Raw genomic sequence first — 23,806 nt, 5'->3', positions numbered from 1 at the left:
ACTGCGTGAAATCACCATGAACCGTGCGTTTCTTTACAATGTCAGTGCAAATGTGATGACGTTTATCTTGATGATGCTGATGTCTGTTTGTTTAACGCCTTACATTGTTCATACACTTGGAGTGGAAGCGTTTGGTCTGATTCATCTGACGCAAAATATGATCAATTATTTATCGGTCATTACGGCTTCATTAAGTGCTGTGGTGGTGCGTTTTTTTTCTGTTGCGGCTCATAAAGGAGAGATGGAACAAGCGCAGCGCTATCTCGCTTCCTATTTTGTCAGTTCTCTCTTTTTATCCATCTGTCTTTTTTTACTTTGTCTATTCATGTCTCAGCAGCTGGTTGATTGGCTCCATGTGCCTGCTCATCTTGCAAAAGATACACAGATCGCCTTTGTGTTAGGGGGTCTTTTATTTATGCTCAATTTCGTCATGTCTGGTATTGGGGCGGCACCGTTTTATGCGAACAAATTATATGTATCGAGTGTTGGACAGGCCATTCAGATGTTTGGCAGGGCGCTTGTGATTGTGCTGTTATTTACCGTGACGACACCAGCTATTTGGCATATTCCACTTGCAGCCATTATGGGGAGTCTCGCCGCTTTGGGAATGGGTCTCTATTATTTTAAGAAACTCATTCCTTGGTTTTCGTTTAAGTGGCGGTACGTTTCTTTATCTTCAAGTCTCACGCTGGTTCGATCAGGGGTGTGGCATTCATTTGAGCAAATGGGCATTTTGTTGTTTTTACAAATCGATTTATTGATGACCAACTTACTGATTGGGGCAGAAGCGACTGGACAGTATGCCGCCATTTTACAATTTCCATTATTATTGCGCACCCTTGCAGGGACACTTGCGATTGTGTTTGCGCCAACGATCACAAAATTATATTCAAACCAAGACGAGCAGGGGCTCATTCAATACGCCGCCAATGCCATGAAATGGAGTGGTTTATTTGTGGCATTCCCCGCAGCTCTGTTAGGAGGTCTTGCCGGTCCACTCATGCTGTTATGGCTTGGACCAGCCTTTGAGGAACTGAAATGGCTGCTGATGATTCATGCGGCTTATTTGTGTTTCACGTTGATGTTTTTACCGCTGACCTATGTACCTACTGCCTTTAACCGCTTTAAAGTGCCGGCGGTTGTGACACTCATATTAGGCGGTTCCAATGTCCTGTTCGCCTATGGACTGACTCACCTACTTCAGCTTGGGTTATATGGCATTGCATCAGCAGGGGCCGTTGTTTTATTGATGAAAAATATCGTTTTTCTCCCATTGTATACAGCCAAGATCACGAAACAGAAAAGCACCATCTTTTACAAACATACAGTCGTTCCGCTGTTTGGGACTCTATTCATATGGGGGATCTGTGCCGGCATTCAGGCTGTGTATGATGTGACGAGATGGTGGGAGCTATTTTGTATTGGCGGAATATGTTTCGTTCTCTACTTAGGCTATTTGTATCAATTTGCAGGAACAAAACAAGAGCGGATACAGCTCATGCGCAAGGTGAAACAAGCTGCTATTGAACGGGCTGTCTCCCGCTAGTGTGGAAAGGAGAAGCAATGATGAAAAGAATAATAGATGTGGTCGTGGCACTGACACTGCTCATCGCAGGGAGTCCTCTTTTCCTTCTCATCTATGGACTCATTAGGTGGAAAATCGGAGCTCCTGTGGTGTTTCGACAAGAGCGGCCTGGTCTGTACGGACAGCCGTTTATGCTTTATAAATTTCGGACGATGACCGAGGAACGCGATGAACATGGCGTACTGCTTCCAGACCATCTTCGATTAACAAAAACCGGCACCTTTATTCGTAAGCTCAGTCTTGATGAATTGCCGCAGCTTGTCAATGTACTCAAAGGGGAAATCAGTCTCGTTGGCCCAAGACCGCTTTTAATGGAGTATTTACAAATGTACACAGAGGAGCAAGCGAAGCGTCATCTTGTGAAGCCTGGTATCACTGGATGGGCCCAGGTGAATGGGAGAAATACTCTCTCTTGGGAGGAGAAATTCACCTATGACCTCTGGTATGTAGAGCACCAATCGTTTTGGCTCGATATGAAAATCTTATGGATGACCTTGCTGAAAGTCATCAAAACAGAAGGGGTGCAGCAGCCAAATCATGCAACAGCTGAAAAATTCAAAGGAACCGATACGTAAAGAGCAGCCCATTGGCTTAATAGGGGCTGGCGGACACAGCAAGGTCATTCAGGAGTTGATTTTTTTGCATCCTGATTACTCATTGTGTGCTGTATTAGACGATCGATTTGAGGAGGCTGACACTCAAACCGGTATTCTGTATGGTCCGGTTTCTATGAGTCAAAAGGTAAGATGTGAAATACCTGATATGCAATGGCTGATTGCCATTGGGCAAAATGAAATCAGACAGAGGATCAAAGAACGTCTCGCATTTGAAGAGAGGGCATTTGCCACACTGATTCATCCAGAGGCAGTTGTGAGCTCGTCAACGAAGATTGGCCGAGGAACGGTTGTGATGGCAAGGGCTGTTGTGCAAGCAGATGCAGTAATTGGTGAGCATGCCATTATCAACACCGGTTCTATCGTGGAGCATGACTGCTTTCTCGAATCCTTTACGCACCTATCCCCGGGAGCCGTGCTCACCGGCTGTGTCTCTGTGCGAGAGGGTGCTCATATTGGAGCTGGGGCTGCTGTCATACCTGGCAGAACCATTGGAAGCTGGGCAGTGATCGGCGCAGGAGCGGCAGTGACCCGAGATATACATGATCAGAAAGTCGCCGTAGGCGTTCCTGCAATTGAGATCAAAGATCGAAGAGAAGGTGGGAAATCATGAGAGACAGGAAACGAATCTACTTATCTCCTCCTCATATGAGTGGAAAAGAACAGATGAAAATAGAGGAGGCATTTAAGAGCAATTGGATTGCACCATTAGGACCGCTTGTAAATGAATTTGAGCAAGTGGTCGCGGATTATGCAGGGGTGAAGAGAGGAGCGGCATTATCTTCAGGAACAGCAGCCATTCACCTTGCCTTAAAACTCCTTGGCGTTCAAAAGGGAGATATGGTCTTTTGTTCCACTCTCACATTTGTTGCCAGTGCAAATCCTATTTTATATGAACAAGCGACACCTGTTTTTATTGATTCAGAAAAAGAGACATGGAATATGTGTCCGCTGGCGTTAGAGAAAGCCTTTGCTGAAACAAAACGACTTGGGAAAAGACCCCGTGCAGTTATTGTCGTTCATTTATACGGACAAAGTGCGAAAATGGATGAAATCATAGCAGTGTGTGAGGCATATGATGTGCCAATCATTGAAGATGCGGCTGAATCGTTAGGCAGTATATATAAAGGAAGAAAAAGCGGTTCAATGGGCAGGTTCGGTGTTTACTCTTTTAACGGAAATAAAATCATTACAACATCAGGAGGCGGAATGCTTGTCAGTGATGATGAAGCAGCGATCGACCGATGCCGATTTCTCGCGTCACAGGCAAGAGAACATGCCCTACACTATGAACATCAAGAGGGGGGATATAACTATCGGATGAGCAACCTGCTCGCAGGTGTAGGAATTGCACAAATGGAAGTGTTAGAGGAGCGTGTTCAGCAAAAACGCCGCATTTTCGAGCGTTATCAAGATGCTTTAGCCGATATTGAAGCCCTTCAATTTATGCCAGAATATCAAGAAACCACATCAAACCGCTGGCTGACCACATTCACCATGGATCATCATGCACAGATGTCTCCAGTAGAGATGATAGATGCTTTAGAACAAAAGCAGATCGAAGCAAGGCGTGTATGGAAGCCGCTGCACCAGCAGCCGCTCTTTCATGGTTATCCTTTTTATACAACAGCCGATGAAGTCCCTGCATCTGAGTTGTTATTTGAGACAGGTCTTTGCCTGCCATCTGGTACAAGCATGACAGACGCGGAACAGGAGCTTGTCATTGATACACTGTACAACGCCCTGCAAAAGAAAGCATTACCCTCCTCATAGGCTGCTCGTTCATCAGCAGCCTGCCTCTCTTTTTAACAAATCCCTTAATTTGTGGAATAATAAGGAATATATATTGTCATTTCGTTTCAAATATGATATTGACAACAGAGTCCTTCCTCCTTAAAATGAAAATGATTATCAGCATCAATTAGGAGGAGCAACTTATGTCTATTTGGAGTAATTTTCCGAAAATTAAAATAAATACAATATTACCTATCCTACTGATCTTCTTACTAGTAGGCTGTTCTCAAGCAAATAATGGAGCAGGTGGAGACAAGGATCATCCTGATATGATCACCATGGCATGGCCGAGAGATATTGGCGAAATGAATCCACACATATACAATCCATCACAATTGTTTGCCCAATCCATGATTTACGAACCATTGGTGAGCTATCAAAAAAATGGAAAGCTTAAACCTGAATTAGCAAAATCATGGGATGTTTCAAAGGATGGCAAGGTGTATACGTTCCATCTTAGAGACAATGTCACGTTCTCAGATGGATCTAAATTTAATGCGAACATTGTGAAAAAGAATTTTGATACGATTTTAAAAAACAAAGAAGTACATAGCTGGTTAGGTGTCATAAAGAAAATCAAAAAGACAGAAGCAGTGGACAAGCAAACGTTTAAACTCACATTAACTGAGCCTTATTATCCAACTGTTCAAGAGTTAGCTGTTGTGCGCCCCGTACGTTTCCTAGGCGAAGCAGGTTTTCCGAAAAACGGAGATACATCAAAAGGAATCGAAAAACCAGTGGGGACAGGTCCTTGGGTATTAAAGACGTACAAAAAAGATGATTACGCGATTTTTGAACGAAATGACCACTACTGGGGAGAGAAACCAAAGGTCAAAGAAATCAAAGTGAAGGTCATTCCAGATGCCGAAACAAGAGTGATGGCATTTGAAAAAGGCGATGTAGATTTACTTTATGGAGAAGGAACGATTAGCCTTGATGCTTTTAAACAACTAGAGGCGAGCGGCAAGTATGAAACGAAGATGTCAGAGCCTGTAGCCACAAGACAGCTTGTCATGAACACAAAAGTCGATCAGCTGTCAGATGAGAAAGTGCGTCACGCCCTTCAGTATGCGATCAATAAAACATCATTGGTGGAAGGTGTGACCTCTGGCTTAGAGGATGTAGCAGATCACATCTTGCCGACAAACATGCCATATACGTCAGGCATCCGGGTGAAATCTTTCCAATATGATGTGGACAAAGCGAAGGCTTTACTGGATGAAGCGGGCTGGACGCTTCCAAAAGGAAAAACCATACGCGAAAAAGACGGAAAAACACTTGAGTTTAGTATGATGTATGACTCAGCAGAATCGATTCAAAAAACAATGGCTGAAACACTGCAGGCAGAATGGGCAGCCATTGGCGTTGGCGTCAAACTTGAAGGTGTCGAGCTGGCGACGCAGGTTCAGCGGTTTAAAGCGAACAAATTTGATATGAACTTCTTTAGCAATTACGGAGCGCCGTATGATCCGCATACATTTATGAACGTTGTCTCATCAGATGGTTTTGGATTCAAAGAGGCGATCTCAGCGTATCCGAATAAAGATAAGCTGATCAAAGAAATGACGGAGATTCCATCGACAACAAATGAAAACAAACGCAAAGCACTTTATTCGTCCGTCTTATCTTCCTTGCAAGATCAAGGGGCGATTGTGCCAATCTCTTATTTTAAAAAGACAGCTGTTTATCAAAAAGATGTGAAGGACTTTGATTTCCCTGCGAATCGAGATGAACATCCTTTCACAGGCATCAAGCTGAAGTAACAGAAGGAAGGTAAGCAAATGAGCCGCTATATCATCAAACGAATGTTATCTATCATTCCTGTATTTCTACTAGCCACACTGTTCACAACTGGCATGATTCATCTGTCACCAGTTGATCCAGCGGAGGCATATTTAGCAGCGGCTCATATTCAGCCTACTGATGAGGTATTAGCCCAAAAACGAAGTGAATTTGGTTTAGATGAACCTTTTTACATGCAGTACCTTCATACGATTGAAAAAGTCGTCCGTCTTGATTTTGGGCGGTCGTATATGACCAATCAGCCTGTGCTTGATGAGGTGATCTATCGAATACCTGCGACGATTCAATTGGCGTTCACTAGTCTGCTGATCGCAATTTGTGTCAGTATTCCACTGGGTTTTTTCAGCGGGGTGAGAAAAAATGGCGTTGTAGATCATGTGAGCCGGTTGATTTCCTTCCTAGGAGCATCTATCCCGACCTTTGTTTTGGGGTATTTGCTCATCTTCTTTTTTTCAGTGAAACTCGATCTTTTACCTGTTGAAGGTGTTGGTACATGGGAACATCTTGTACTGCCATCCATTACACTGGCTGTGCCGTTAATTGCGATGTATACGAGATTATTGCGAGCGAGTGTGAGTGAGACGCTTCACGAGCCTTTTGTTCAATATGCGAGAATGAGAGGGTTAAAGGAACAATCGATTATGTTCAAACATGTCTTCAGAATGGCGATATCACCGATGCTGACAGGACTTGGCGTGAATCTTGGCAAGCTACTCACAGGGACTATTATTGTAGAGGCTGTTTTTTCATGGCCTGGATTTGGACGATTTTTTATTGAAGCGATCTTTAACCGGGATCTGCCGGTCATTCAATTTTATGTGTTGATGGCGGCGTGTATCTTTATCTTAAGCAGCTTGATAGTGGATCTTCTTCAGCTGCTCATTGACCCCCGTATTTCTAGAAAGGAAGGCCGCCAGCCATGATGACAAAAGTAAAACACCTCTTCTATCATCAAAAGATGATCTCGATCTGTGTGCTGCTGCTCGGTCTCCTGCTCATTGTGACGGTATGTGCACCATGGATCGCTCCGCATGACCCGGCGGCTGTTAATCTTGCAATGAAACTAAAGGGATCTTCATGGGAGTATCCTCTAGGCACCGATCAATTGGGAAGATGCAATTTATCTCGTATTCTATATGGTGCTCGTATTTCACTAGGCTGTGCGTTGTTAATCTTTGTTTCCTCTCTATCTATCGGTTTAATCGTAGGGCTGATATCTGGATATAAAGGCGGCTGGATCGATCACGTATTGATGAGATTGTGCGACGGGGTCATGGCATTTCCGAATTTGGTACTGATCCTTGGATTAGTCGGTATTTTTGGACCGGGGCTTTCTCAAGTGGTGCTGGCTTTGATGCTTGTGCAGTGGGTGTATTACGCTCGCGTCTTTCGAGGGATGGTCCTTAGTTTAAAAGAACAAAACTTTATTGCAGCTGCGAAGATTAGTGGTACTTCCCATTGGAATATCATGAGAAAGCATATGATTCCGAATGTACTGCCGCCACTCGCAGTTGTGGGCACACTTGAAATGGGCTGGGCGATTATGGACATTTCCGCCATGTCTTTTCTAGGCTTAGGGGTTCAGCCGCCTATGCCTGAATGGGGAGCGATGATCCATGAAGGAAAATCTTATATTCAAACAAATCCTCAGCTGATGCTTTATCCGGGCCTTGTGATTATGGCTGTGGTCATTCTATTCAACTTACTGGGAGAAGCCCTTTCAGAGAAATATGGCATCAAACGTCGTGTGTAAAGGAATGAGTCAGTTGGAAGAGTCTATTTTAAATATAGAGAACCTGCATGTGCATACGAAAACGCCGCAAGGAACCATTTCTCTTGTTCAAGAAATAGCATTTGAGGTAAAGCGCGGTCAAATTGTTGGATTAATTGGTGAGAGCGGATGCGGAAAAACGGTGACAAGTATGTCGATCTTAAACATGCTTGATCGAAAAACAACGGAAGTGACAGGCAGTATCACTCTACAAGGTCGAGAATTGATCGGTTTGAGTGAACAGCATATGCGGTCTATTCGTGGCAAAGATCTCTCATATATTATGCAAAATCCGATGAATAGCTTTACGCCTGTATGGACAATTGGACATCAATTGATTGAAACAATCCGCCGGCATACATCTGTCAGTAAAAGGAAGGCTCGGGTCCAGGCAATTGAAGCCTTAGAGAAAATGAACCTGCCGCATCCAGATCAATTACTGAGTAAGTACCCTTTTGAATTAAGCGGGGGGATGCTCCAGCGTGTCATGATTGCTATGGCTGCCTGTATGCATCCGCCTCTGATCATCGCAGATGAACCGACAACCGCATTAGATGTACACAATCAGAAGCTGGTGCTTGAGCACTTGAATCAAATTCGTCATGAATACGGAACGGCGATTTTGCTCATTACCCACGATCTTAGTGTGATTGCGGAAATGGCAGACCAGGTCGTGGTGATGAAACAAGGAAAAATCGTTGAAAAGGCTGAAGTTCTTGAGCTTTTTGAACACCCGAAGCATGATTATACAAAGAAACTTTTAGCAGCTCGTCCATCCATTCCAGCTGTTTGCCCGATTTGAGGTGAGAAGACCGTTGCATTTAATAGAAGTGAAAGCAGTTAGTCATTCATATGGCAGCCGATCGTTTCTGATGAGGACAAAAGGGAGAGCCCCTGTCCTGAAAAACGTCCATTTGACCATTGAAGAAGGCACTTGTCTTGGATTATTAGGTCAAAGTGGTGCAGGGAAAAGTACACTTGGCCGCATCATCCTTGGACTAGAGAAGCCAAGTAGCGGACAAGTTCTGTTTGAAGGTCAGGATATTATTCGTGCAGATCAGCGGACACATCAGCATTTCCGCCGGCATGTACAAGCGGTATTTCAAGATTCATATTCAGCAGTGAATCCAAGATGGACAGTGGAACAAATTCTATCTGAGCCGCTTGAAAACTATGAACCAATGACCCGAAAAAAACGTCAGCATATACTCATTCACTGGTTAGAAAGAGTGGGGCTCAGTGAGCAGGATTTGTCCAAGTACCCATACCAATTTAGCGGCGGCCAGCTACAGCGGATCAACATCGCCAGAGCACTGGTGCTTCAGCCAAAGCTCATTGTGCTGGATGAATCAGTCAGTAGCTTAGATATGGTTACGCAGGCAGTCATTTTAGATTTGTTAGTAGAATTAAAGAAAGAGCTGAAGCTTGCATACTTATTTATTACACATGATTTGACAGCGGCCTATCATTTAAGTGATCAATTAGCGATTCTTGATCAGGGTGAGCTTGTGGCTCAGTTTCAATCGAAGGATGATTTCTTTATATCAGAGCACGAAGCTGTGCTGAAAATGAAGGAGGCAACGCTCGCCAGCCACCCTTTGTCCCGAACGATTGGCAGGCCGGTTCGTTAACCTTTTCATTCCCTCAATGCCTCTTTTAAGAGAGGCTATTTTTCATGAAAGGCAGGTGGCATCGTGAACCATCGAGCATATTTAGCTTTGGCGATCCCTTTAACCATTTCAACGATGACCACGCCATTACTTGGAGCTGTCGATACAGCAGTTGTCGGACAGCTTGCCAACCCCGCTTATATAGGGGGCGTCGCAGTCGGCAGTCTCATTTTTAGTACATTGTACTGGCTGTTTGGTTTTCTGCGGGTAAGTACATCTGCTTTTGCTGCCCAAGCAAACGGAGCGCAGAACGAGGAGCAGGGTGTTCTTGCTTTTCTAAGGCCTTTTTTGCTGGCTATTATTGTCGGGCTTTGTTTTATTGCTCTTCAATGGCCCATTATTCAATCCGCATTATGGATCATCTCTCCTGCTGCTGATGTGCGCGAATATGCAGCGGACTATTTTCATATTCGGATCTGGGGAGCGCCATTTACCTTGATGAATTACGTCATACTCGGCTGGCTGATGGGGATGGCAAAAATGAAAGAAGCCCTTTCTTTACAAATTTTGATCAATGTCATGAATATGATCTTGGCATTGATCTTAGTTCATGCGTTTTCTTTTGCCGTCAAAGGTGTGGCAGCGGCGACATTGATCTCTGAACTCACTGCTTTTGTGTTAGGGGCCTGGATCATCTTGAAGCATACGTCAAACGGTTTTCGGATGCCGTCTATCCGGCAGGTGATGGACACACGTGCAGTAAAGAAAATGTTTCATGTGAATAAAGACTTGTTTATCCGAACGATCTGTCTGCTTGTCGTGATCAACATGTTTACAGCGAAGGGAGCGTCTTTCGGAACGGAGCAATTGGCGGCGAATGCCATTTTATTTCAAATTCACTACATCATGGCCTATTTGTTCGATGGATTTGCCAATGCATCCAGTATTCTTGTCGGCAGATCAGTAGGGGCGAACGACCGAGCGCTCTATGATAAAACATTAACCCTTTCGAGACAGTGGGCAGTTGTGATGGCATGTGTCATTGCGACAGGTTACTTTTTCTTTAAAGTACCGATTTTGAGCCTGTTTACAAATTTGCCTCAGCTTCTTGATGTGACACTGCAATATGCCGATTGGCTCGTTCTTTATCCGTTTGCTGCTTGTTTTGGCTTGGTGATTTATGGTGTATTCACAGGTGCGACAGAAATTGCTCCTGTCAGGAATTCAATGCTGTTTGCGATGATTTTGTTTGTGGCTGTTCAAGCGGCAGTCATTCCGATATGGCACAATCACGGACTATGGTTTGCCTTTATCATTTATACTGTAGGGCGGTCCGGCTTTTTGATGATGTACAAATCGAAGCTGGATCAAAAGCTTTTCCTACATGATAAACACCCTTTGCAATCGTGACAAAGGGTGCTGTTTTTCGTCCATTTATTCGCTTTCTTTTTTCACCTTTTGGTACGCTTCATCGAGATGCTGAATTCGCTTCAAGACAACAGCATTTTTCGTCAATTGGTCCTGCACAAGTGTAGAAACCACTGAACGATAATAAGCGTTCATGGCATGAATCTTGTCTTCATGTTGATTCATGGCAATGTGCTGTTTTAAGTTATCAATAAAGTATGGAACAGAAAAAAGTTCAGACATGGACATCACTCCTATTTCGTATATACGGTCCGTCAATCTTCATGTAAAATGATGAGAGGGAGGGGAGACAATGAGCCTTAAACTGCAACAAGAACTAGTATTAAAGCAGGTACTCACACAAGAACTCAGGCAGGCGATTACGCTGCTGCAACTGAATTGTGCAGAGCTGGGTGAGTATCTTGATCAGTTAGCGCTTGAGAACCCTCTGATTGAGCGGAAAGACACGGACAGCTATCAACCAGTTTATCATAAAAGAACGCAAGATCGAATGACAGAGCCGTATCGTACGCATCAAAAAGAAAGCCTGCAAATGTATTTAAAGAGACAGGCCATTGATTTGAATTTAAGTGAAAAGAATCAAAGGATTTTTCACTTCATGATTGAGTCCATTGATTCCAATGGCTATTTAAATGAACCGGTTGACCAAATGGCCGCTGTTTTACAGGCTTCGGCAGAAGAAGTAGAAGCTGTTCTTCATCAGCTTCAATCATTAGAGCCTGCTGGTATTGGCGCTAGATCATTGCAAGAATGTATCCTGCTCCAGCTTAGACGAAAAAAGGATCGCTGGTATGAAGCAGAGCTGATCATCGAAGGGCATTTCTTTCTTTTCGCAAGGAAGGCTTGGAAGGAAATCGCGGCAAAAACAGGTATACCTTTGAAAACCTTGCAGGCCATACAAGATGAGGTGTCGCTTCTCGAACCAAGACCAGGCCTTCATTTCTCTTATGAAGACCAGGATGTGTATATAGAACCAGATGTGTTGATTACAGCTACGGGAGGTCACATCACATTCGAGCTGAACCAGCGTGCTTTTCCGGACATTGAAATGAATGAAGGGTATTTCGCCATGATTCAAGATCAAAAGCGGCATGAAGCATACACGTATTTAAAGGAAAAGCAGCAGCAGTACAATTGGCTTGTTCAAGCGCTGAAGCAGAGAAAACAAACGATGACAAATGTCGTTCGTGAGATTATCTTACAACAGACTGATTTTTTCCTGACAGGAAAGCATAAAATGAAACCGCTTACGATGAAGCGGATTGCAGATATATTACAAGTGCATGAGTCGACAGTGAGCCGAACAGTCAAAGGAAAAATGGTGCAGACCCCTTATGGGTTAATGGAAATGAAACAGTTTTTTCAAGCGAAACTAGAAGGGCATTCGCTAGAAGAAGCATCCAGCTACACAGTGAAGACGCACATTGCAGAGCTGATTCAATCAGAAAATAAGAAAAAACCATATTCGGATCAGCAAATCATGACGCAGCTTCAACAAACCTTTGGTATCCGTGTCTCTCGCAGAACCATTGCCAAATATCGTGAGCAAATGAACCTTCCGTCTTCCACGCTGCGGAAACGCTATGATTAAAAAGAAGCACATGCCAGAAACAAAGGCACGTGCTTCTTTTTTGATGAGTGGAAGAGCGGGATCGAAGATTTCTTGAGAATTGAGAAAAGGGGAGAGGTGTGATCTGAATTTTGGGGTAAAGTATAAGATAGGGCATGAGCTGATAGGAAGACAACAGTGATGAGGTGAGACCAATTGAAATATAAACAAATTAAAACGAAAAAAATATATGAAGAAATTGCGGACGCATTAGTCGAATCCATTCGAACGGGGGAGCTACTTCCAGGGGAAAAACTAGACTCGGTTCAAGCACTTTCTGAAAACTTTCAAGTCAGCCGTTCCGCTGTGAGAGAGGCACTGTCCGCTCTGAAAGCGATCGGATTAATAGAGATGAAGCAAGGAGAAGGCACATATGTGAAGCAGTTCGATCCTGAGCAGCTCACATTTTGTTTATCTCCTGCTTTTTTGATGAAGCAGCAGGATATCGCGCAGCTTCTTGAAGTGAGATCAATCATTGAATCAGGTGCTGTCAAAAAGGCAGCATTGCTGCGGACAGACGATGACCTCCATCGACTGCATGATGCACTTGAACAAATGAAGCGTGCAGAAGCACATAAAGAAATTGGTGAGGAGGCAGACCTCACATTTCATCTTGCCATCGCCAAAGCCTCAAAGAATCATTTACTAGAGGCTTTAATGAATCAGGTCTCAACCTTGTTAATGGAAACGATGCGAGAAACAAGAAAAGTCGTGTTATTCTCAAGAAAAGCGTCCATACGTCAGCTTTACAAGGACCATGAACGAATTTATCAAGCTATCATGGACAAACAGCCAGAAGAAGCAGAGCGGGCGATGCTCACACATTTGGAAAAAGTAGAACAACTTCTTGGTGATGTGCTGCAAGAACAGGAAGGAAAGCCAGATATACAATAAGCTGTGCCGCATAAGGGCACAGCTCAGCGTGTAGACAAACCCTCGCATTCTTTGTCAGTCCTGCGCGCTGGTACTCACGAATGTCAAATTCGCTCCGTGCCAGTGCTCGTCCTTCCTAGACTGCAAAGGTTTTCTATCACGCTGAAAAGAAGACAAAGGGCTAAAATAAAGGTCATTTTAGCCCTTTGTCAACAATCTAAGCTGTGCCGCATAAGGGCACAGCTCTATTATTGAAGAGAAATATGCAATTTTTTCATTCGATATTGCAGACTTTGCCTGCTCATGCCCAATATCTTTGCAGTCTGTGAAATATTGTCGTCCATTTTATTTAAGTAATGGACGATGTATTGTTTTTCAAATCGTTCCATTTGGGTTTGGAAATCAGTCGTATGTTCTGAGCTCGTGTAGACGAAGGTATCAGCTGCAGCTGTAGGCTGCACCGGACTCATCTGCATGTGTTCACTAGGATGACCTTCTCCTTGCTTGAATCGGAAATGGTAAGGAAGGTGATGCAAGCTTAAGTATGTTTCGTCCATCATCATATTCATTCCAGCCTCAATCACATGCTCCAGCTCTCTTACATTACCTGGCCAATGATAAGTTTGGAACAGGGCAAGTACCTCTTCATCAGCCGCCTTCACATTCATTTGAAACAGTTCATTATATTTTTGAATAAAATGCATCACAAATGTCGGGATGTCTTCTTTTCGCTCAGAGAGCGGCGGGATAAACAAGGTGACAATGCCAAGCCGGTAAAATAAATCCTTTCGCATCCGTCCACCTGCGATCGCATCCACAGGGTCCTCATTCATATTAGCAATCACTCTCACATCAATGGCGATTTCTTTTGTACTGCCTAACCTTCTCACGCGCTTCTCCTGCAAGACGCGCAATAGTTTTGCTTGAAGAGCCGGGTGTAATGAGTTGATTTCATCTAAAAGCAGTGTACCACCTTGTGCTTGTTCGAATAGACCGGGCTGATCTGTTGCCCCTGTAAAAGCCCCTTTTTGTGTTCCAAAAAGCAGACTTTCAATGAGGTTATCAGGCAGCGCTGCACAATTCTGCGTAATAAATGGTCCAGATGAACGGCTGCTGCCATTATGAATGCTTTGTGCAAATAGCTCTTTCCCCGTCCCTGTTTCACCAACAATCAGCACATAAGAAGAGGTACGTGTGGCTCGTTTCGCATGTTCAATTACTTCTAAAAAGGCAGGACTTTCCCCAATGATTGAATCAAATGTAAAGCGTGTGTTTCCTTTTTTCTTCATATTGTGGTGAATGAGCCGTTCCAGTTTCGTGACATCATTCGAAATTTCAACTGCCCCTTGAATCAAACCGTCTCGAACGAGCGGGTATGTATGGTTAATCGTTGTGATTTCTTTTCCATTGTAGTTGTGATACGTCTGCTTTGCATGAACCGTTTGTTTCCCGGTTCGCAGCGCTTGGACAAGTGTACTGTGCATCTCGTCCTGAAACACAAAGAGGTCTAATACATTTTTATAAAGGACATCAGAACGTTTTAAAGATTCGATCTCCATCATTTTTTTATTATAAACAATGGTATTGCCATTTTCGTCAATGGCGTGAACCCCAACATCAATTAAATCGAGCATTTGTTTATATAGATCAATCTCATTTTCAAGCTTTGCGGTATGCTGATCTTTTTTCACTTGCGCCACCTCCAGACATTACCTCTATTTTACATGAAAAATTTTGCGGTTTCCTCTAAAAAAATTTGCATGTGCAAAATATTTTTGCGTTAAAGGTGAGAACAATCCTAGGCACAGAACGATCACTAAGTTGGCATGATCCTTGCATAACATAAGAGTGAAGATGAACCCCATAAAAAGAGGCAAGCTTACAGAAGGAGGAATACACGATGACACAGACAAAAGCATTGATTCATCAAACAGAACAATACGGTGCGGCGAACTATCATCCGTTGCCAATTGTGATTTCAGAGGCTGAGGGAGTGTGGGTGACTGATCCTGAGGGCAACCGATACATGGATATGCTCAGTGCATATTCTGCAGTGAACCAAGGACATCGCCATCCCCGCATTATAGAAGCGCTTAAAACACAAGCTGACCGTGTGACACTCACATCAAGGGCCTTCCATAATGATCAGCTTGGTCCTTGGTATGAGAAGATTTGCAAATTAACGAATAAAGAGATGGCATTGCCGATGAATACAGGAGCAGAGGCTGTGGAAACGGCGATAAAGGCAGCGAGACGATGGGGCTATGATGTCAAGGGTATCGAAGAGAATCGGGCAGAAATCATTGCATGTACCGGGAATTTTCATGGTCGTACAATGACGGCTGTGTCACTTTCTTCGGAAGCAGAATATCAAAGAGGTTTCGGTCCGATGCTTCCGGGCATAAAGCTCATCCCTTATGGAGATATTGAGGCGTTACGCGAAGCGATCACTCCGCAAACAGCAGCTTTTCTCTTTGAACCGATTCAAGGGGAAGCGGGCATTGTCATGCCGCCCGAGGGCTTTATAAAAGAGGCAAAAGCGATCTGTGAGAAGGAACATGTGTTATTGATCGCAGATGAAATTCAAGTGGGATTAGCGCGGACTGGCAAGATGTTTGCATGCGACTGGGAAGGCATTGAGCCGGATATGCTGATTCTTGGTAAAGCACTTGGCGGCGGGGTATTCCCGATCTCATGTGTTGTAGCAAATCGTGATATTTTAGGTGTGTTTAACCCAGGATCTCACGGGTCTACCTTTGGCGGGAATCCTCTTGCGTGCGCAGTATCGCTAGCTGCACTAGATGTTTTAATCGACGAGAAGCTTGCCGAGCGCTCATTGGAGCTTGGGGAATATTTCAAAGACAAACTGTCACGCATTCAAAGTCCTGTCATTAAGGAAGTGCGCGGGCGTGGACTATTTATTGGAATGGAACTGACTGAGGCAGCTAGACCCTATTGCGAGAAGCTCAAGCAAGCCGGGCTGTTATGCAAAGAAACCCATGAGACAGTAATTCGATTTGCACCGCCGCTCACCATTTCAAAAGAAGACTTGGATTGGGCAATCGCTCATATCGAAGCGTTATTTCAAGCATAAATGATCAAGGGAGAAGCCTTCAAATTCTCCCTTTCTCTTTCAATGAACGGCGAATTTTGTCAAAGGTTGATGAATAGAAGAGTGAAAGTGGGGAAGCGGATTTGAAGCCAGAACAGCATAATGAACTAGAGCGTTCCATGAAAAGTAGACATCTCTTTATGATTGCCTTAGGTGGGGTCATTGGAACAGGCCTTTTCCTTGGGTCAGGACTCATTATTCATCAGGCAGGCCCAGGGGGAGCCATTCTTTCGTTTATCATTGGCGGATTGCTCATGTATTTGGTGATGCTCTGTCTTGGTGAATTAGCAGTGGCGATGCCGACAGCTGGTTCTTTTCAGGAGTATGCCACGAAGTATATTGGTCCATCCACGGGCTTTATGATCGGCTGGCTCTATTGGTTTAGCTGGGCGTGTACGATTGGACTTGAGTTTACATCAGCAGGTATTCTACTCCAAAGGTGGTTCCCAGATATCCCTGTTTGGCTTTGGTGTCTTGCCTTTAGCGTCATCTTATTTTCCATCAATGCCATCTCGGCACGCAGTTTCGCTGAAACAGAGTTCTGGTTTTCAGCCATCAAGGTTGCTGCGATCTTATTGTTTATTATCATTGGAATTGGCGCAATTTTCGGAATGATTCACTTAAAAGGCGGGGAACCTGCCCCACTATTTCGTCATTTGACGGATCATGGCGGCCTTTTTCCTAATGGTCTTTTGGCGATTTTATTAACCATGGTCACAGTCAATTTCTCCTTTCAAGGAACAGAGCTTGTAGGGATTGCAGCAGGTGAAAGTGAAAGTCCGGAAAAAACACTCCCGCGTTCTATTCGGAATATTATTTGGCGGACGATGGTCTTTTTTGTTTTATCCATTGCGGTTCTTGCAGCGCTTCTTCCATGGCAGACCGCCGGCGCAGTGGATAGTCCGTTTGTTGTGGTATTGGACAAGGTCGGCATACCATACGCCGCAGATATCATGAATTTTATCATCATTACAGCCGTCTTATCTGTAGCGAACTCTGGATTATATGCATCATCACGTATGCTATGGGCGCTTTCAAAAGACGGGAAAGGACCTGTTTTCACGAAAAAATTATCCAAACGTAAAATCCCGATCAATGCCTTATTGGTGACAATGGGTGTATCCGCTCTATCACTGCTCACGAGTGTTGTAGCACCAAAAACGGTATATGTCTGGCTCATCTCCATTTCGGGTATGGTGCTTGTCGTTGTTTGGATGTCTATTTGTTTATCCCAATACTTCTTTAGGAGACAATTCATAAAAGAGGGCGGAGATGTAAAGGATCTGGTCTTCCGAACGCCTTTCTATCCATTTGTGCCATTAGCAGGTTTTATCGCATTTGGCATTGTTCTTATCAGTTTATTCTTTATTGAGGATCAGCGGATTGGTCTTTATTGCGGAGTTCCATTTATGGCCGCCTGCTACATCATTTACTACCTCAAGATTAAACCGAAGGAAGATGCGAAACGGTTTAATGAAGAGAAAGAAACGATACCGAAAACATAAGCAGGCGGCTTTTGACCGCCTGCACCTTTTCAAAGACAAATGCATTCAATATAGAAGAAAATAAATAGTTTGAAAAAAATAAAATAGCGGAAAGCTAGATGACAAGCAGGTTATCGGTCAAAATGTGTCTATTTTTTGTCTAAATGTGTTTGTAAGAGTTGAAAATGCAAGATTATCCTGTTAAAATAATTAAAGAAAGCAGGGATTGATTTTTTTTGGCTGTGGCGGGACGTTTTTTGTCACAGTGGGACGTTTTTAGTCCAACGTGAAAAGAAAGGGTCGTTAGCCATGAATCGTTTATTGGAAGCTCAAAAAAAATTATTACCAGATCTTCTCACAGTTATGCAAAAACGCTACGACATTTTGCAGTACATCAGATTAGCTGAACCAATTGGTCGCAGAAGTCTTGCGACAAGTCTTGGTCTGAGTGAACGTATTTTAAGAGCTGAAGTTCAGTTCTTAAAGGAACAAAATCTGCTGGATGTCAAAACGAGCGGTATGATGCTGACGACTGAAGGTCATGCTTTGCTTGAAATGCTTGAAGGAATGATGAAGGACGTTTTAGGTTTAACCTTTTTGGAAAATACATTAAAGAGGAAATTAGGCCTGGAAGAAGTCATCATTGTTTCTGGTGACAGCGATGAATCCCCGTGGGTGAAGCAAGAAATGGGAAGAGCTGCTGTCCAGTGTATGAAAAAAAGGTTTACTGGAAATAATATCGTCGCCGTCACTGGCGGAACGACGATGGAAGCTGTTGCCGAAATGATGACCCCTGATGCCAAAAACAGAGACATGATGTTTGTCCCTGCGAGAGGCGGTCTTGGGGAGAATGTAAAAAATCAGGCAAACACCATTTGTGCCCACATGGCTGAAAAAGCTTCCGGTACTTACAAACTGCTGTTTGTTCCAGGACAGCTGTCAGAAGGTGCTTACTCTTCCATTATTGAAGAACCGTCCGTCAAAGAAGTGCTTCAAACAATTAAATCATCCACGATGCTCATTCATGGAATCGGTGAAGCAAAAACAATGGCGATGAGACGAAACACACCCGCTGAAGATTTAAAAAAGATTGATGAGCATGACGCAGTGACAGAGGCTTTTGGCTATTACTTTAATCGTGATGGCGAGGTCGTCCACAAAGTGCACTCCGTCGGCATGCAGCTAGATGATTTAGAAAGCATTCCACACATCATTGCTGTTGCTGGTGGATCATCAAAGGCAGGGGCCATTGAAGCTTATTTCAAAAAACCCCGCCGAACGGTTCTCGTCACAGACGAAGGAGCCGCAAAAGAGTTATTAAGGGAGTCAATTGATCCCTCAATATAAAACATTGTGACCTATAAAAGGAGGAAACATCATGGCAGTAAAAGTCGGTATTAACGGATTTGGACGTATTGGACGTAACGTATTTCGTGCAGCATTAAACAATCCTGAAGTTGAGGTAGTAGCGGTTAACGATCTAACAGACGCTAACATGCTTGCACACCTTTTACAATATGACTCTGTTCACGGAAAACTAGATGCAGAGGTTTCTGTAGACGGTACGAACTTAGTAGTGAACGGTAAAACAATCGAAGTATCAGCTGAGCGTGACCCTGCGAAATTAAGCTGGGGTAAACAAGGCGTAGAAATCGTTGTTGAATCTACTGGATTCTTCACTAAACGTGCAGACGCTGCTAAACACTTAGAAGCTGGCGCTAAAAAAGTCATCATCTCTGCTCCTGCTAACGAAGAAGATATCACAATCGTTATGGGTGTAAACGAAGACAAATACGATGCAGCTAGCCACGATGTCATCTCTAATGCATCTTGTACAACAAACTGCTTAGCTCCATTTGCAAAAGTACTTAACGATAAATTTGGTATCAAACGCGGTATGATGACAACTGTTCACTCATACACAAATGACCAACAAATTCTTGATCTTCCGCACAAAGACTACCGTCGTGCTCGTGCAGCTGCGGAAAACATCATCCCAACTTCTACAGGTGCTGCGAAAGCTGTTTCACTTGTATTGCCTGAACTTAAAGGTAAATTAAACGGTGGCGCTATGCGTGTTCCAACACCTAACGTTTCTTTAGTTGATCTTGTTGCTGAATTAAATCAAGATGTGACAGCTGAAGACGTAAATGCAGCACTTAAAGAAGCAGCTGAAGGAGAACTTAAAGGAATCCTTGGCTACAGCGAAGAGCCATTAGTATCTGGTGACTACAATGGTAATGCAAACTCTTCAACAATCGATGCTCTTTCTACAATGGTAATGGAAGGCAGCATGGTGAAAGTCATTTCTTGGTACGATAACGAGAGTGGATATTCTCACCGCGTTGTTGACCTTGCAGCTTACATTGCAAAACAAGGTCTTTAATTTCTCACACTGAAGGAACTCACTTGGTTCTTTCCTAGAGACACGATATAATGAAGACGGACAAGGGAAGGGGAAGCATCCCTTTCCCTTTTTCTCTGTATTTATCCGTTCTGCACGATTTCTCGTTTTGATGAGGGCAAAATGGGAAAAGGATAAAGAGAGACTTGTCCAATGCGTAAGGAAACCAGAATAAAGGAGGATCTCCTGACGAGCATGAATAAGAAATCAGTAAAAGACATTGACGTAAAAGGTAAAGTTGTGTTCTGCCGCGTAGATTTTAACGTTCCAATGAAGGACGGAAAAGTGACGGATGATACTCGTATTCGCGCAGCATTACCAACGATTGAGTATTTAACAGGACAAGGCGCAAAGGTACTACTAGCTAGTCATTTGGGTCGTCCGAAAGGTCAAGTTACTGAAGAACTGCGTCTGACACCTGTAGCAAAACGTCTGCAAGAGCTTCTTGGACAAGAAGTGAAAAAAGCAGATGAAGCTTACGGCGACAACGTGAAAAAGCAAATCTCTGACTTAAAAGAAGGAGATGTGCTAGTGCTTGAAAACGTTCGTTTCTATCCTGGTGAAGAAAAGAACGATCCTGAATTATCAAAAGCGTTTGCTGATTTAGCCGATGTGTATGTCAATGATGCGTTCGGTGCTGCACACCGTGCACATGCATCCACAGCTGGTATTGCAGCGTATCTTCCGGCTGTTTCAGGCTTCCTCATGCAAAAAGAGCTTGAGGTTCTAGGAAAAGCCATTTCAAACCCTGATCGCCCATTTACAGCGATTATCGGTGGCGCAAAAGTAAAGGATAAAATCGGTGTAATTGAAAGTCTTCTTGATAAAGTGGACAACCTGATCATCGGCGGCGGACTTGCTTATACATTTGTCAAAGCACTTGGCCACGAAGTAGGAAAGTCTCTATTAGAAGAAGACAAAGTAGATTTAGCGAAATCCTTTATGGACCGTGCAAAAGAAAAAGGCGTGAACTTCCTGATTCCAACAGATGTTCTGGTAGCCGACGACTTTTCAAATGATGCGAATACAAGCATTGTGCCAATCTCTGAAATTCCAAGTGATCTAGAAGCACTTGATATTGGAACAGAGACAAGAGAGAAGTATGCTGATGTCATTAAAAACAGCAAACTTGTTGTCTGGAACGGACCAATGGGTGTATTTGAAATCGATGCATTCGCTAAAGGAACAAAAGCAATCGCAGAAGCACTGGCAGAAGCGAAAGATACATATTCTGTCATTGGCGGTGGAGATTCAGCAGCAGCTGTTGAGAAATTTGGTCTTGCCGATCAGATGAGCCATATTTCTACAGGTGGCGGCGCTTCACTTGAATTTATGGAAGGCAAAGAACTTCCAGGTGTGACTGCATTAAACGATAAATAAGACCAAAACTGCTATAAGGAAGTGTCAATCATGAGAAAACCAATTATAGCTGGGAACTGGAAGATGAACAAAACACTTGGCGAAGCTGTAAGCTTCGTTGAAGAAGTCAAGTCATCTATTCCATCTCCTGACAAAGTGGAATCTATTGTCTGTGCACCAGCCCTTTTCCTTGAAAAGCTGAACAGCCTTTCTAACGGAACAGACCTTAAAATTGGTGCGCAAAACATGCACTTTGAAGAAAACGGTGCATTCACTGGCGAAATCAGCCCTGCTGCGCTTAAAGATCTTGGCATCGGCTACTCAGTGATCGGTCATTCAGAGCGCCGCGAATTCTTCGCTGAAACAGATGAAACAGTGAACAAAAAAGCACATGCTGCATTCAAGCATGGCATCGTTCCAATCATCTGTGTAGGTGAAACGCTTGAAGAGCGTGAAGCAGGCAAAACAAATGAACTTGTCGCTGATCAAGTGAAGAAAGCACTAGCTGGTTTAACGAAGCAGCAAGTTGCTGAATCTGTCATTGCCTATGAGCCAATCTGGGCGATCGGTACAGGTAAATCTTCTACAGCGAAAGATGCAAACGATGTTTGTGCGCACATTCGCCAAACTGTTGCAAGCGAATTTGGTCAAGAAGCGGCAGACAGCCTTCGCATTCAATATGGCGGAAGCGTGAAACCTGCGAATATTAAAGAATATATGGCAGAATCCGATATTGACGGTGCTTTGGTAGGCGGCGCAAGCTTAGAACCTCAGTCTTTCGTTCAATTATTGGAGGAAGGTCAATATGAGTAAGAAACCAGCTGCATTAATCATCTTAGACGGGTTCGGTTTAAGAGGCGAAACAGTCGGTAACGCTGTTGCCCAAGCAAAGAAACCGAACTTTGACCGCTACTGGAACGAATTCCCGCATCAAACCTTAACGGCTTCAGGTGAGGCAGTGGGCCTCCCAGAAGGTCAAATGGGGAACTCTGAAGTTGGGCATTTGAACATCGGTGCAGGACGCATCGTGTACCAAAGCTTAACAAGAGTGAATGTTGCCATTCGTGATGGGGAATTTGAGAAAAACGAAACGTTCCTAGATGCAATGACTTATGCAAAAGAAAATGACAAGGCGCTTCATTTATTCGGTCTCTTGTCAGACGGCGGTGTGCACAGCCACATCCAGCATCTTTTTGCCTTGCTGAAACTAGCGAAAAAAGAAGGCTTAACAAAAGTATACATTCACGGCTTCTTAGACGGACGTGATGTTGGTCAGAAGACAGCGAAAGTGTACTTAAAACAGCTTGAAGAACAAATCAAAGAAATCGGTGTCGGAGAAGTGGCAACACTATCTGGACGCTATTACTCAATGGACCGTGACAAGCGCTGGGATCGTGTGGAGAAAGCATATCGCGCGATGGCGTATGGTGAAGGCCCAAGTTATCAAAACATCTATGATGTCGTTGATGACTCCTATGAAAATGGAATCTACGATGAGTTCGTTATTCCATCTGTCATTACGAGAGAAAATGGTGAGCCGGTTGCAAAAGTAAACGACGGCGACTCTGTGATTTTCTATAACTTCCGTCCAGACCGTGCGATTCAAATTTCAAACACATTCACAAATGAAGATTTCCGCTCGTTTGACCGCGGGGAAGCACATCCGAAGGATTTACACTTCGTCTGCTTCACACACTTCAGTGAAACGGTAGATGGCTATGTGGCTTTCAAACCAGTGAATTTGGATAACACAGTAGGAGAAGTACTTTCTCAAAATGGATTGAAGCAGCTGCGGATTGCTGAAACAGAGAAATATCCTCATGTGACGTTCTTTATGAGCGGTGGACGTGAAGAAGAATTTCCTGGTGAAGACCGCATCTTAATCAATTCGCCAGATGTCGCAACCTATGACCTCAAACCGGAAATGAGCGCTTACGAGGTAAAGGATGCACTTGTTGAAGACATCAATGCTGACAAGCATGATGCGATCATTCTGAACTTTGCTAACCCAGATATGGTGGGGCATTCAGGTATGCTTGAGCCAACAATCAAAGCCATTGAAGCAGTAGATGAGTGCTTAGGAGCTGTAGTCGACGCAATCCTAGCAAAAGGCGGACATGCCATCATCACGGCAGACCACGGTAACGCAGACGTGCTCATTACCGAAGAAGGAAAGCCGCATACTGCACATACGACAAACCCTGTTCCAGTCATCGTAACGAAAAAAGGTGCGACGCTTAGAGAAGGCGGCATTTTAGCCGATCTATCTCCAACGCTTTTAGACTTACTTGGTCTTGAAAAACCAAAAGAGATGACAGGAACATCATTGATTCAAAAATAACAAATTGATTCAAAAGGAG

Annotated in this window: 21 protein-coding genes; 19 read left to right on the top strand and 2 right to left on the bottom strand. The window is 43.8% G+C overall.

What is annotated here, in order from left to right:
- The first annotated feature begins 16 nt into the window (after positions 1 to 16).
- The 10 genes from MHI41_RS15900 (at position 17) to MHI41_RS15855 (ending at position 10,587) form a co-directional block, all read left to right on the top strand.
- Positions 17 to 1,546, top strand: a complete 1,530-nt coding sequence (locus MHI41_RS15900) for an MATE family efflux transporter (protein WP_282833386.1) — start codon at positions 17 to 19, stop codon at positions 1,544 to 1,546.
- Between the two features lie 20 nt (positions 1,547 to 1,566).
- The gene (locus tag MHI41_RS15895) at positions 1,567 to 2,160 is read left to right on the top strand and encodes a sugar transferase (protein WP_050826619.1); all 594 of its coding nucleotides are present in this window, start codon (positions 1,567 to 1,569) and stop codon (positions 2,158 to 2,160) included.
- Positions 2,123 to 2,812, top strand: a complete 690-nt coding sequence (locus tag MHI41_RS15890; protein WP_052321040.1) for an acetyltransferase — start codon at positions 2,123 to 2,125, stop codon at positions 2,810 to 2,812. Before MHI41_RS15895 ends, MHI41_RS15890 begins: the two co-directional genes overlap by 38 nt.
- Entirely contained in the window at positions 2,809 to 3,972 is a 1,164-nt protein-coding gene (locus tag MHI41_RS15885) for a DegT/DnrJ/EryC1/StrS family aminotransferase (protein WP_282833387.1), read from the top strand. The genes MHI41_RS15890 and MHI41_RS15885 overlap by 4 nt, the downstream gene beginning before the upstream one ends.
- Positions 3,973 to 4,136: 164 nt before the next feature.
- Entirely contained in the window at positions 4,137 to 5,756 is a 1,620-nt protein-coding gene (gene nikA / locus MHI41_RS15880) for a nickel ABC transporter substrate-binding protein (RefSeq protein ID WP_048002931.1), read from the top strand.
- Between the two features lie 18 nt (positions 5,757 to 5,774).
- Entirely contained in the window at positions 5,775 to 6,719 is a 945-nt protein-coding gene (gene nikB / locus MHI41_RS15875) for a nickel ABC transporter permease subunit NikB (RefSeq protein ID WP_060832666.1), read from the top strand.
- Positions 6,716 to 7,549 (top strand): nickel ABC transporter permease subunit NikC, encoded by an 834-nt coding sequence (nikC, locus tag MHI41_RS15870; protein WP_342494301.1) that lies wholly within the window; start codon positions 6,716 to 6,718, stop codon positions 7,547 to 7,549. Before nikB ends, nikC begins: the two co-directional genes overlap by 4 nt.
- Before the next feature lie 4 nt (positions 7,550 to 7,553).
- Positions 7,554 to 8,369, top strand: coding sequence for a nickel import ATP-binding protein NikD (nikD, locus tag MHI41_RS15865; protein ID WP_197025605.1), 816 nt, complete (start codon positions 7,554 to 7,556; stop codon positions 8,367 to 8,369).
- Between the two features lie 13 nt (positions 8,370 to 8,382).
- Entirely contained in the window at positions 8,383 to 9,198 is an 816-nt protein-coding gene (locus MHI41_RS15860) for a dipeptide/oligopeptide/nickel ABC transporter ATP-binding protein (RefSeq protein ID WP_282833389.1), read from the top strand.
- A gap of 63 nt (positions 9,199 to 9,261) precedes the next feature.
- Positions 9,262 to 10,587 carry an MATE family efflux transporter gene (locus MHI41_RS15855; RefSeq protein WP_282833390.1) on the top strand — a complete coding sequence of 442 codons (1,326 nt, stop codon included), beginning with the start codon at positions 9,262 to 9,264 and terminating at the stop codon, positions 10,585 to 10,587.
- A gap of 24 nt (positions 10,588 to 10,611) precedes the next feature.
- On the opposite strand, the gene yvfG is transcribed toward MHI41_RS15855, so the two are convergent.
- Positions 10,612 to 10,827, bottom strand: a complete 216-nt coding sequence (gene yvfG, locus MHI41_RS15850) for a protein YvfG (protein WP_017359206.1) — start codon at positions 10,825 to 10,827, stop codon at positions 10,612 to 10,614.
- A gap of 70 nt (positions 10,828 to 10,897) precedes the next feature.
- Here yvfG and rpoN point away from each other — a divergent pair, with 70 nt between their 5' ends.
- Both rpoN and MHI41_RS15840 read left to right on the top strand, forming a co-directional pair.
- Complete coding sequence (gene rpoN, locus MHI41_RS15845) at positions 10,898 to 12,196, top strand: RNA polymerase factor sigma-54 (protein ID WP_282833391.1); 1,299 nt, start codon at positions 10,898 to 10,900, stop codon at positions 12,194 to 12,196.
- Positions 12,197 to 12,370: 174 nt separating this feature from the next.
- Positions 12,371 to 13,108: a FadR/GntR family transcriptional regulator gene (locus tag MHI41_RS15840; protein WP_017368079.1), complete on the top strand. Its 738-nt coding sequence runs from the start codon at positions 12,371 to 12,373 to the stop codon at positions 13,106 to 13,108.
- Between the two features lie 227 nt (positions 13,109 to 13,335).
- On the opposite strand, the gene MHI41_RS15835 is transcribed toward MHI41_RS15840, so the two are convergent.
- Complete coding sequence (locus MHI41_RS15835; RefSeq protein ID WP_017368078.1) at positions 13,336 to 14,778, bottom strand: sigma 54-interacting transcriptional regulator; 1,443 nt, start codon at positions 14,776 to 14,778, stop codon at positions 13,336 to 13,338.
- 209 nt (positions 14,779 to 14,987) lie between these two features.
- Here MHI41_RS15835 and MHI41_RS15830 point away from each other — a divergent pair, with 209 nt between their 5' ends.
- The 7 genes from MHI41_RS15830 to gpmI all read left to right on the top strand — a co-directional run bounded on the left by MHI41_RS15830 (position 14,988) and on the right by gpmI (position 23,787).
- A complete protein-coding gene (locus MHI41_RS15830) occupies positions 14,988 to 16,181 on the top strand; it encodes an ornithine--oxo-acid transaminase (RefSeq protein WP_046344494.1) in 1,194 nt (397 codons plus the stop codon).
- Positions 16,182 to 16,282: 101 nt separating this feature from the next.
- The gene (locus tag MHI41_RS15825; RefSeq protein ID WP_017359211.1) at positions 16,283 to 17,704 is read left to right on the top strand and encodes an amino acid permease; all 1,422 of its coding nucleotides are present in this window, start codon (positions 16,283 to 16,285) and stop codon (positions 17,702 to 17,704) included.
- Positions 17,705 to 17,992: 288 nt separating this feature from the next.
- Positions 17,993 to 19,030 (top strand): sugar-binding transcriptional regulator, encoded by a 1,038-nt coding sequence (locus MHI41_RS15820; RefSeq protein ID WP_008347711.1) that lies wholly within the window; start codon positions 17,993 to 17,995, stop codon positions 19,028 to 19,030.
- 31 nt (positions 19,031 to 19,061) lie between these two features.
- Positions 19,062 to 20,069 carry a type I glyceraldehyde-3-phosphate dehydrogenase gene (gene gap / locus MHI41_RS15815; RefSeq protein ID WP_007500174.1) on the top strand — a complete coding sequence of 336 codons (1,008 nt, stop codon included), beginning with the start codon at positions 19,062 to 19,064 and terminating at the stop codon, positions 20,067 to 20,069.
- Positions 20,070 to 20,282: 213 nt separating this feature from the next.
- Positions 20,283 to 21,467 (top strand): phosphoglycerate kinase, encoded by a 1,185-nt coding sequence (locus tag MHI41_RS15810; RefSeq protein WP_017359212.1) that lies wholly within the window; start codon positions 20,283 to 20,285, stop codon positions 21,465 to 21,467.
- 30 nt (positions 21,468 to 21,497) lie between these two features.
- Positions 21,498 to 22,259 carry a triose-phosphate isomerase gene (gene tpiA, locus MHI41_RS15805; protein WP_017359213.1) on the top strand — a complete coding sequence of 254 codons (762 nt, stop codon included), beginning with the start codon at positions 21,498 to 21,500 and terminating at the stop codon, positions 22,257 to 22,259.
- Positions 22,252 to 23,787 (top strand): 2,3-bisphosphoglycerate-independent phosphoglycerate mutase, encoded by a 1,536-nt coding sequence (gene gpmI / locus MHI41_RS15800; RefSeq protein ID WP_057079072.1) that lies wholly within the window; start codon positions 22,252 to 22,254, stop codon positions 23,785 to 23,787. Before tpiA ends, gpmI begins: the two co-directional genes overlap by 8 nt.
- The last annotated feature ends 19 nt before the right edge of the window (positions 23,788 to 23,806 follow it).

Source organism: Bacillus sp. FSL M7-0307, from assembly GCF_038627835.1.
Classification (GTDB): Bacteria; Bacillota; Bacilli; order Bacillales; family Bacillaceae; genus Bacillus; species Bacillus altitudinis.
Note: the sequence above shows the minus strand (reverse complement) of the source record. Positions and strands in the feature narration are given on the sequence as shown.